Genomic DNA, 9,762 nt, shown 5'->3' on the forward strand with positions numbered 1-9,762 from the left:
CAGTAAGACGCGGGTTACTTCTCCTTGTCGGCGACGAACGAACCTTGGCCCAGCACGGTACGAAGCCGTCCCTCTGAACGAAGAGCGGCCACCGCCTTCTGCACTGTCGATGCGGCGACATCGAACTCCGCAGCGAGGTCCACCACGGCAGGGAACCGGCTGCCCGGCGCGAACCTGCGGGCGTCGATTCAGCGGCGTAGTTCATCCGCGATCTGGGGCCAGACGGGCCTGGCTCGGTCGAGATCCATGAGGCGAGCGTAGAGGCGCCCCGCGTCAACCCTTGTCAGCCGAACCCGCGGCCTCTCTGTCCACCACGTACACACCCATGCCCGTCACCGTCTCCACAAGCCCCTCGTCCTTCAGGACCTTCACGGCCTTGCGCAAGGTGTCGCGCGCCACGCCGAACTCGGCTTCCAGCTCGACAAGGCTCGGGATACGGCGGCCGGCCGGGATGCTGCCGTCCTCGATGCGGGCGCGCAGGCTGTCGGCGATCTGACGGTACGGCGGGACTGGCCCTTCCCTGTCGATCGTGGTCACGCTTCGCCGGTCTCGGACGCGCCGGTCGAACCGGGCCCGGAGCCTTCGGGCGCATCGGCGGGCTTTCGCTCGATGACGAACGACCCCTTGCCGACGACCGTACGCACGCAGCCCATCTCGGCCAGCAGCACCAGCGTCTTGCGGGCGGTCCCCCGTGCGATTCCGAACTCCTGCATCAGCCGGTCCACGCCGGGCACCGCCCGCCCCAGCGGGTACACGCCGCTCTCGATGCGGGCGATCAGGACTGCGGCGAGCTGCAGGTACAGCGGGTCCGCCGCGTCCGGGTCCAGTTCGTCATCCGGGCCGTAGCCCTCGGGGATGTCCACCATGGGTTGACCGTAAGCGGCCACGGAAATCCACACTCATTTGTGTCATGGCATGGCATGCCATGACCAGGTTCCTCTAATGTCGGATCTGACACGAGAAGACCCCCACGACGGATGCGACCCGTCCGGGGGCGTGGCCACCAACTGAATGGAGTTGACGACGGTGAGCATTATCCACGCGTTGCTGCGATGCGTTCTGGGCGTACTCGCCCCTGGTACCGGCAGGCGGCGGGCCACTTGCCGCAACGACACACCAACTGCGGCACCTGGAGCGGCGGCGACCCGTGCGGCCCCGCCCCGGCCTCCGGCACCCCGCTCCCCGTACGGCCTGGACACCCCCATCGACGGCGCCGCCTCCCCACTCGTCCGCCCCTACCTCGTCGCCGTCGAGCGAGAGCAGGCACGGCAGTCCCGGCGGCGGCTCGCCCTGGTGCTCGCCGCCGACTTCGGCGTCGATCTCGACTGCCACGTCATCGGCGCCGAGCGGGTGGCGGCATGTTGAGGCCGCCGGGGACGGACGCGGCGCCGTCGGCCGCGTGCCCGCTCGCCGGGCCGCCCGGCCACGAGGACCCGCGGCCCCACTGCCCGTGCTCCCGCCATGCCCCGGACGCGGACGCGGCCCGGTGAAGGCAGGGCGGTACCCCGATGCTGGGGAGTCCCGCCTGACCATCACCACCTACCGCATCGGCCCCGACGGTGACCGCGTCAGCCCGGTACGACGGCATACGGTCATGAGAGTCCACGACCCCGAACGCCTGCGGGAGTCGCTCGACTGGCCACCGTGCCACTGCCCCGGCTGCCGAATCGGGCCGCGGTCAGAGCCCGGGTAACGAACCCACGGCGCGTGCTGGACCGTCTGCCGTCCGCCCTGCCGTCGCCTCAGCGGGAGGGCGGACGGCCCCTACAGCAACGGCCCCACCTCTGCTCCGAACGCCGCCATCTGATCCGTGAGTTCGGATCGGCTACGACTCCGGAACCGCACCTGGATCTGGTCCACGCCCATCGCCGCGTATGCCCGCAGGGACTCGGCGAGTGCTTCCGGGCGGCCGGTGAGGGTGCGACGGCCGACGGCCCAGTCCGGGTCGCCGACGTACAGGGGCTCGGTGATCGCGCCGATGGTGAACGGCCCCGTCGCACCGGATTCCTCACGCAGGCGCCGCAGCCGGGCGATCTGCTCCGGCAGCCGGTCACGCGGGTCGCTCTGCGGCAGCCAGCCGTCGCCGCGTACGGCGGCCCGGCGTACGGCGGCGGGTGACGAGCCGCCGACCCAGACCGGGACCCGCTCCTGCGCGGGCCGGGGGCGCTGCCCCAGCCCCTCGAAGTCGTACGACTTGCCGTGGTGGGCCGGGAATTCGTCCGGGCCGAGCGCCGCCCGTAGCGCGTCGACACACTCGTCGAGGACGGCCCCCCGCCGCTCGAAGTCGACGCCCAGCGCCTCGAACTCCTCCCGTACGTGTCCGGCGCCCACGCCGAGGATCAGCCGGCCGCCGGAGAGGTGGTCGAGGGTGGCGTACTGCTTGGCGGTCAGGAGGGGGTGGCGCAGGCCTACGACCGCTACGTGGCTGAGCAGTCGTACGCGCTCGGTGACGCCGGCCAGGAAAGCGAGGGTCGCGACCGGGTCGTACCAGACCGTGCCCATCGCGTCCGCGAGCCGGCGCGGGATGGCGACGTGGTCGCAGGTGGCGATGTAGGCGAAGCCGGCCCCGTCGGCCGCCCGCGCGATCTCCACCAGGTCCGCCGCCCCGGCGTCCCCCTCCCACCGCTCGGCATAGAGGGTGCTCTGGGACTGGACGGGCAGCTGCATCCCATAGTCCAGTCGGCCTTCCCGCGGTGTTGGCACGGCCACTCCCCGACTACTGAGTCCGTCACGTGCTCGGCGGCATCCATCGTCGTAGCTGACGCTTCGTCAGACAAGGGGTGGGGAACCGCCGTTCGGAAGGGGCGGGGTCCGGGCCGCCGCCCGCAGGTGCGCGGCGAGGGCTTCGACGGCCGGCGCCGAGGGCGATGTGCGGGCTTGGGCACCCCAGGCCAGCAGGTGGTGGCGGCGGGCCCAGGGCTCTCGTAGGTCGCATACGTCGAGGGGGCGCTGGTCGGGGTCGAGGGCGCGGCGGGGGACGACGGCGAGGCCCACGCCTGCGGAGGCGAGGGCGACGAGGGTGCCGAGGTCGGCGACGGTGGTGCGGTAGCGGGCGGCGGGGGCGTTCGGGCCGAGGTGTCGCTCGATCCAGCGGCGCAGCGAGGACGCGGCGTCGAGGCCGACGAGGGGGTGTTCGGCTACCTCGCTGTAGGTCAGTGCTGTGCGGTCGGCGAGGATGCCGCCGGCCTGGCCGACCACCACGAGGGAGTCGTCGCCGAGAGGTTCCGTGTCGAGGCCCCGGTCGCGGGCCTCGTCGTCGACGACGACCCCCAGGTCCGCCTCACCTGCCGCGAGCATCCGCACGGTCCGTGGCGTGCGGCTCTCGGACACGGTCACGTCGACGTCCGGGTGGGCGCGCAGGAACGACACCAGGGCCCTCGGCACCAGCCGGTGCAGGGCGGAGCCGCCGCCCAGCAGGGTCAGCGGGGCCGTCCGGGGGCGGGCGTAGCTCGCGACGGCGCTTTCGAGCCGCGCCGTCCGTTCGAGGACCTCGCGCGCGTGGCGGGCCAGCGCGGTGCCCGCCGGGGTGGGCCGCACACCGCGCCGGCCCCGGACCAGCAGGGCCACCCCGGCGTGGTGCTCCAGGGACCGCACCCGCGCGCTGGCCGACGGCAGGCTCAGATGCCTCCGGCGGGCGCCCGCCGTGATCGACCCCTCCGTCACGATGTCCAGGAAGAGCCGCAGGTCGTCGAGGTCGTAGCGCACCCGAGTCAGCCTATGGCCCAGCCATAGGCTGCATACGCGAATCGCGCATTGTCCTCCCCGCGCCCCCGGGGCGATGCTCGGCAGATGTCCGAGATGCTGCTCGTGCTCCTGGCCGGTCTCGCCGCCGGAACCCTGAACGCCGTCGGCGGCGGAGGCACCTTCGTGGCCCTGCCCGCCCTGGTCGCCGTCGGCCTGCCCCCGGTGACGGCGAACGCGGCCTCGACCATCGCCCTCCTCCCCGGCTCGGTGGCCGGCGCCTGGGTCTCCCGACACCGGATCACCCAGGTCGGAACGGCCTCCCCCCGAGCGCTCACCACGACCAGCGTGCTCGGCGGCGCCCTCGGCGCCGCCCTGCTGCTGCTCCTGCCGTCCGCCTCCTTCGACGCCGCCGTGCCCTGGCTGCTGGCCTTCGCCACGGTCGTCCTCGCCTTCGGCCGCCGCCTCTTCCGCCTGCTCGTCACCACGCCGGGCCCGGCGGCCGGGCTCGGCCCCCGGGCCCTCCTGACCGGCCAGTTCCTGCTCGCCGTATACGGCGGATACTTCGGCGGAGCCGTAGGCATCCTGATGCTGGCCCTCTGGAGCGTCGCCCTCGGCCTCGACCCCGCCACCGGCAACCCCATGCGGATCGCCCAGGTCACCGCCGTCTACCTCAGCGCCACCGCACTCTTCCTCATCGCCTCGGACGCGCTCGGCGCCCCGCACCTCCTCGCCGCCATGCTCACCGGCGCCGTGGCCGGCGGCCTCGCGGGCGCCCGCCTCGCCCTCCGCCTCCCGGCCCGCGTCCTGCGGGGCGTCGTCCTGGGCACGGCGGTGACGATGACCGTCCTGTACTTCCTGCGCGAAGGGGCGAGGTGAGGTGACATGGTCGAGAACGACGACGCCACACCGCCGGACCCGGGCCCAGCCCCGGACCCGCCGTACACAGACCCGCCGTACACAGACCCGTCGTACACAGACCCGTCGTACACAGACCCGTCGTACACAGACCCGTCGTACGCCAGGCTCCTGGCCTCCTACGAGGCGTACGAACTCGCCGAACTCGCCCGCGCCGCCGTCCCGATCGGCCAGGTCGACCAGGTCGGCCAAGTCGACCAAGTCGACCAAGTCGGCGAGATCGGCAGCCCCGGCGCCCCCGGCGCCCTCCTGGCCGAGGCCGCCCACGTGCTGACGGCGGCCCGGCGCCTCCTCGAAGCCGCCGCCGTGTACGAGCGGATGAGCGGCGCCGACTGGCAACTCATCGGCGCCGTACTCGACTTACCCGCCCCCACCGCCCGCGAGCGCTTCGCCCCGGCCGAGGCCCGCCTCCGCGAACGGCTGCGGCTCGCCGCCGAAGCCGGGCAGGCCCCGCCCGGACGCACCCCGGTCACCGGAGACTCCCGGGTCGCCTCAGTCACCCTGGTGGCACACCTTCGCCCTCACCGCACCTCTCGAAGCGGCCCTGGACCTCGACGACTGGGTCCGGCGCCACGCGGCCTGCGACGGCGGCGACGGCGCGGGGGCAGGGCCGGCGCATTGACGCTCAGCCCGCAGACGGCCCCGCCCAGAGCCCCTCCCCCGTCAACCCCAGCAGCTCGATCGCGTTGCGCCGCACGATCCGGTCGACCACGTCCGGGTCGAGGTGCCCCATCTGGGCCTCGCCGACCTGGCGCGACTCGGGCCAGGTGGAGTCGGAGTGGGGGTAGTCGGTCTCGTAGAGGACGTTGCCCACGCCGATGGCGTCCAGGTTGCGGAGCCCGAACGCGTCGTCGAAGAAGCAGCCGTAGACGTGGTCGGCGAAGAGCTCCGACGGCGGACGGTGGACCTTGTCCGCGACGCCGCCCCAGCCACGGTTCTCCTCCCACACCACATCCGCGCGCTCCAGGATGTACGGGATCCAGCCGATCTGGCCCTCGGCGTACATGACCTTGAGGTTGGGGAAGCGTTCGAACTTGCCGCTCATCAGCCAGTCGACCATGGAGAAGCAGCAGTTGGCGAAGGTGATGGTGGAGCCGACGGCCGGCGGGGCGTCGGCCGACGTGGACGGCATCCGGCTCGACGAACCGATGTGCATGGCGACGACCGTGCCGGTCTCGTCGCAGGCGGCGAGGAAGGGGTCCCAGTCGTCGGTGTGGACGGAGGGCAGGCCGAGGTGCGGGGGGATCTCCGAGAAGGCCACGGCTCGCACACCCCGGGCCGCGTTGCGGCGGACCTCCGCCGCCGCCAGCTCCGCGTCCCAGAGGGGGATGAGGGTGAGAGGGATGAGCCGGCCCCGCGCCGCCGGGCCGCACCACTCCTCCACCATCCAGTCGTTGTACGCCCGGACCCCGAGCAGCCCCAGCTCGTGGTCGGCCGCCTCGGTGAAGGTCTGGCCGCAGAAGCGCGGGAAGGTCGGGAAGCAGAGGGCCGACTGGACGTGGTTGACGTCCATGTCGGCGAGGCGCTGGGTGACGTCGTACGAGCCGGGGCGCATCTGCTCGTACGTGATGATCTCCAGCTTGATCTCGTCCCTGGAGTAGCCGACGGCGGTGTCGAGGCGGGTGAGGGGGCGGTGCAGGTCCTCGTAGACCCACCAGTCGCCGATGGGGCCGTCGTCGCCGGGGGCGCCCATGACGGGCCTGAAGCGGCCGCCGAGGAACGTCATCTCCTTCAGCGGCGCGCGGACTATGCGGGGACCGATGTCCCGGTACTTCTTCGGGAGCCGGTCCTGCCAGACGTTCGGGGGCTCCACCGTGTGGTCGTCGACGGAGATGATCTTCGGGAAGGCGGTGGACGCCGCAGCACTCTCCATGGTCTCCATGTGCGCCACGGTAGCGCCGATCTGACGGTCCGTCAGCTAGCCCCGCACACGAGGCCTGGACACGAATGTGTGCGGAGAACTCGTGTGGGCCCGGTGATATCCCGCGTGGCTACCTGTGACGGCGGTCTCCCACGGCTGACGTATCTGCCATGAACAAGGCAAACTGGCTAGGTTGTGAATAAGGCCTAGGGGGCGTCGATGGGCGGTGAACCGGGAGTGCCGGAGATCGGTGTGCCGCGAGTGCCGGAGCAAAGGGGTCCCAGGGAGGCGCAGATTCCGGATCCTGACCCCCAGGCCGCGGCCGAGCTCCGCTTCAGCGTGCTCGGACCCGTGCGGGCCTGGCGCGGCACCGAGCCCCTCTCCACCGGTTCGCCACAGCAACGTGCCCTGCTGGCCGCGCTGTTGCTGCGCGAGGGCCGTACGGCCACCGCGAACGAGCTGATCGACGCGCTGTGGGGCGACGATCCGCCGTCGCAGGCGCTGGCCGCCGTACGGACGTACGCCTCGCGGCTGCGCAAGGCGCTCTCCGCCGGTGTGCTGGTGAGTGAGTCCGGCGGCTACGCCATCCGCGCGCTGTCCGGCGGCGCGCTGGACCTCGCCGTGGCCCAGGACCTTGCCGCGGACGCCGAGAAGGCCAGGAACTCCGGGGATCTGTGCCAGGCCCGCCAGTTGCTGAACAAGGCGCTGGGGCTGTGGGACGGGGAGGTGCTGGCGAGCGTTCCGGGGCCGTACGCGCAGACGCAGCGGACCCGCCTCGACGAGTGGCGGCTCCAACTCGTCGAGTCCCGGCTCGACATGGACCTGGAGCAGGGCTGCCACGCGGAGGCCGTCTCTGAGCTGACCGCCCTCACTGCCGCGCACCCTTTGCGGGAGCGGCTGCGCGAACTGCTGATGCTGGCTCTGTACCGGAGCGGGCGACAGGCGGAGGCCCTCGCGGTGTACGCCGACACGCGCCGCCTGCTCGCCGACGAACTCGGCGTGGACCCGCGCCCGGGTCTGCGGGAGTTGCAGCAGCGCATCCTGCGGGCGGACCCGGGCCTCGCGGAACCCTCCGCTCCCCTCGCCCCGGAGCCCGCCGCCACCCCCGTCCGGCCCGCCCAACTCCCCGCCACCGTGCCGGACTTCACCGGCCGCTCCGCCTTCGTCGGCGAGCTGACCGAGGTGCTGTCGGCGGCGTCCGGCGCCGAGGGTCAGGTGATGGCCGTGTCGGCGCTCGCGGGCATAGGCGGCGTCGGCAAGACGACCCTGGCGGTGCACGTCGCCCACCAGGCACGCGGCTCCTTCCCGGACGGACAGCTGTACGTCGACCTCCAGGGCGCCGGCTCGCGCCCCGCCGAGCCGGAGACCGTCCTCGGCTCGTTCCTGCGCGCCCTCGGCACCGCCGACTCCGCGATCCCCGACTCCCTTGAGGAGCGGGCCGCGTTGTACCGGTCCGTCCTGGACGGCCGCCGGGTGCTCGTCCTGCTCGACAACGCCCGCGACGCCGCCCAGGTACGCCCCCTCCTGCCGGGCACGGCGGGCTGCGCGGCCCTGGTCACGGCCCGGGTGCGCATGGTGGACCTGGCCGGGGCCCAACTCGTCGACCTGGACGTGATGTCCCCCGACGAGGCCCTTCAGCTCTTCACGAAGATCGTCGGGGAGGAGCGGGTGGCGGCGGAGCGCAAGGCCGCGCTCGATGTCGTCGCCGCCTGCGGCTTCCTGCCCCTCGCCATCCGTATCGCGGCGTCCCGTCTGGCGGCGCGCAGAACGTGGACTGTCTCCGTCCTGGCGGCCAAACTCGCCGACGAACGGCGGCGGTTGGACGAGCTGCAGGCCGGCGACCTGGCCGTGAAGGCCACCTTCGAGCTGGGCTACGGCCAGTTGGAGCCGGCACAGGCGCGCGCGTTCCGCCTGCTGGGCCTGGCGGACGGCCCGGACATCTCCCTGGCCGCCGCGTCCGCCGTACTGGACCTGCCGCCGGAGGAGACCGAGGATCTCCTGGAGATCCTCGTCGACACGTCTCTGCTGGAATCCGCGGCACCCGGCCGCTACCGCTTCCACGACCTCGTCCGGCTCTACGCGCGTGCGTGCGCCGAACGCGACGAGCAGCCGCCCGGCGGGGGGGCACCTCCCACGCCTTTCGGACAGTGGGGGAGCGGCGCGGCGATGTCGCGGCTGCTGGACTTCTATCTGGCGACGGCCGCGGAGGTGTACGCGATCGAGCGGCCCGGGGACCGGCTGGTGGACCACCTGGAACCGACGGAGCACCCGGGGCTGCACTTCACCGACGGCTCCGCGGCCCTCGACTGGCTCTACAACGAGGCGGGTTGCCTGCTCGCCTCCGTACGGCAGTCGGCGGGGACGGACCGGCTGCGGCGCGCGGTGGACCTGCTCTGGGCGGCCAAGGACCTCGCCGAGTCCGGCGCCAACTCCCACCAGTACGAGGCGACCGCACGCGCGATGTGCGACGCGACGCGGGCGGAGGGGGACGCGCGGGCGGAGGGGCGGGCACGGACCACGCTCACCAATGTGCTGCTGGTCTCCGGCCGCATCCAGCAGGCCGAGGAACAGGCCCAGCTCGCCATGGGGCTGGCGGCGTCGGCGCGGGACGACCGGGCGATCAGCTGGGTGTCCAACGACCGCGGGATCATCTCCCTGCACCAGGGCCGGTACGCGGACGGCAAGACCTTCCTGGAACAGGCCATCGAGGGCTATCGCACGGCCGGCAACCGCCCCGGCGTGGCGCTCAGTCTCTGCAACCTCTCCCGCGCCCACCTGGGCATGGGCAACATCGCCAAGGCGGTCGAGGTCGCCGGGCAGGGCCTCGCGGCCCAGCTGGAGATCGGCCGGACGATGCGGCTGGCCAACGGCCACTTCACCCTGGGGATCGCGCTGACCAGGGCAGGTCGGCACGCCGAGGCGCTCAGCCAGTTCTCCGACGCGCTGGATATCTTCAGCGAGCACCGGCAGCGGCTCTGGGAGGGCGTGACCAACTTCCGTATCGCCGAGGCCCACCTGGCCGCCCGCCGCCCCGCCCACGCGGCCCAGCACTCCGAACAGGCCCTCGCTCTGGGCGTCATCGGCGGCGACCGCATGCGCGGCAACGTCCTGACCCTCCTGGGCCGCGCCCTGGCCGCCCTGGGCCAGGCCGACCGTGCCAGGGCCTGTTGGCGCGACGCGCTGGGCTTCTACGAGCAGACCGGCGGCGTGATGGAGGCGGAAGAGGTGCGCACACTCCTGGCGCCCCCCAGGGTGGTGTGAGCGACGCGGCATCGGACGCGGCATCGGACGCGGCATCGGAC

9 protein-coding genes are annotated in these 9,762 nt (G+C 72.8%); 3 read left to right on the plus strand and 6 right to left on the minus strand.

Annotated elements, in window-relative coordinates:
• Window positions 1–14 precede the first annotated feature (14 nt).
• The 3 genes from I8N67_RS39915 to I8N67_RS39925 form a co-directional block, all read right to left on the minus strand.
• On the minus strand, window positions 15–188 hold the full coding sequence (locus I8N67_RS39915) for a GntR family transcriptional regulator (protein WP_307835513.1): 174 nt from the start codon (window positions 186–188) through the stop codon (window positions 15–17).
• 85 nt (window positions 189–273) lie between these two features.
• Entirely contained in the window at window positions 274–537 is a 264-nt protein-coding gene (locus I8N67_RS39920) for a GntR family transcriptional regulator (RefSeq protein ID WP_200309208.1), read from the minus strand.
• A complete protein-coding gene (locus I8N67_RS39925) occupies window positions 534–866 on the minus strand; it encodes a GntR family transcriptional regulator (RefSeq protein WP_200309209.1) in 333 nt (110 codons plus the stop codon). The genes I8N67_RS39920 and I8N67_RS39925 overlap by 4 nt, the downstream gene beginning before the upstream one ends.
• Before the next feature lie 160 nt (window positions 867–1,026).
• Between I8N67_RS39925 and I8N67_RS39930 the strand changes: the two genes are divergently transcribed.
• On the plus strand, window positions 1,027–1,365 hold the full coding sequence (locus I8N67_RS39930) for a hypothetical protein (RefSeq protein ID WP_307835512.1): 339 nt from the start codon (window positions 1,027–1,029) through the stop codon (window positions 1,363–1,365).
• A gap of 399 nt (window positions 1,366–1,764) precedes the next feature.
• Here I8N67_RS39930 and I8N67_RS39935 read toward each other — a convergent pair whose 3' ends face one another.
• Together I8N67_RS39935 and I8N67_RS39940 are read right to left on the minus strand one after the other, a co-directional pair.
• Window positions 1,765–2,667 carry an LLM class F420-dependent oxidoreductase gene (locus I8N67_RS39935; protein ID WP_200309211.1) on the minus strand — a complete coding sequence of 301 codons (903 nt, stop codon included), beginning with the start codon at window positions 2,665–2,667 and terminating at the stop codon, window positions 1,765–1,767.
• 102 nt (window positions 2,668–2,769) lie between these two features.
• Window positions 2,770–3,705 (minus strand): LysR family transcriptional regulator, encoded by a 936-nt coding sequence (locus I8N67_RS39940; protein ID WP_200309212.1) that lies wholly within the window; start codon window positions 3,703–3,705, stop codon window positions 2,770–2,772.
• Window positions 3,706–3,789: 84 nt separating this feature from the next.
• Between I8N67_RS39940 and I8N67_RS39945 the strand changes: the two genes are divergently transcribed.
• A complete protein-coding gene (locus I8N67_RS39945; protein ID WP_200309213.1) occupies window positions 3,790–4,560 on the plus strand; it encodes a sulfite exporter TauE/SafE family protein in 771 nt (256 codons plus the stop codon).
• 664 nt (window positions 4,561–5,224) lie between these two features.
• Here I8N67_RS39945 and I8N67_RS39950 read toward each other — a convergent pair.
• Window positions 5,225–6,481, minus strand: a complete 1,257-nt coding sequence (locus tag I8N67_RS39950) for an amidohydrolase family protein (protein ID WP_200309214.1) — start codon at window positions 6,479–6,481, stop codon at window positions 5,225–5,227.
• A gap of 198 nt (window positions 6,482–6,679) precedes the next feature.
• On the opposite strand from I8N67_RS39950, the gene afsR reads away from it, so the two are divergent.
• Entirely contained in the window at window positions 6,680–9,721 is a 3,042-nt protein-coding gene (gene afsR / locus I8N67_RS39955; protein WP_200309215.1) for an SARP-family global regulator AfsR, read from the plus strand.
• Window positions 9,722–9,762 lie beyond the last annotated feature (41 nt).

This window comes from Streptomyces adelaidensis, from assembly GCF_016598475.1.
In the GTDB taxonomy this organism is placed as follows: Bacteria; Actinomycetota; Actinomycetes; order Streptomycetales; family Streptomycetaceae; genus Streptomyces; species Streptomyces adelaidensis.

Coding starts and splice junctions, on each gene's coding strand:
- I8N67_RS39925 (WP_200309209.1), bottom strand. CDS start 866: ATGGTGGACATCCCCGAGGGCTACGGCCCGGATGACGAACTGGACCCG.
- I8N67_RS39935 (WP_200309211.1), bottom strand. CDS start 2,667: ATGCAGCTGCCCGTCCAGTCCCAGAGCACCCTCTATGCCGAGCGGTGG.
- I8N67_RS39945 (WP_200309213.1), top strand. CDS start 3,790: ATGTCCGAGATGCTGCTCGTGCTCCTGGCCGGTCTCGCCGCCGGAACC.
- I8N67_RS39950 (WP_200309214.1), bottom strand. CDS start 6,481: ATGGAGACCATGGAGAGTGCTGCGGCGTCCACCGCCTTCCCGAAGATC.
- afsR (WP_200309215.1), top strand. CDS start 6,680: ATGGGCGGTGAACCGGGAGTGCCGGAGATCGGTGTGCCGCGAGTGCCG.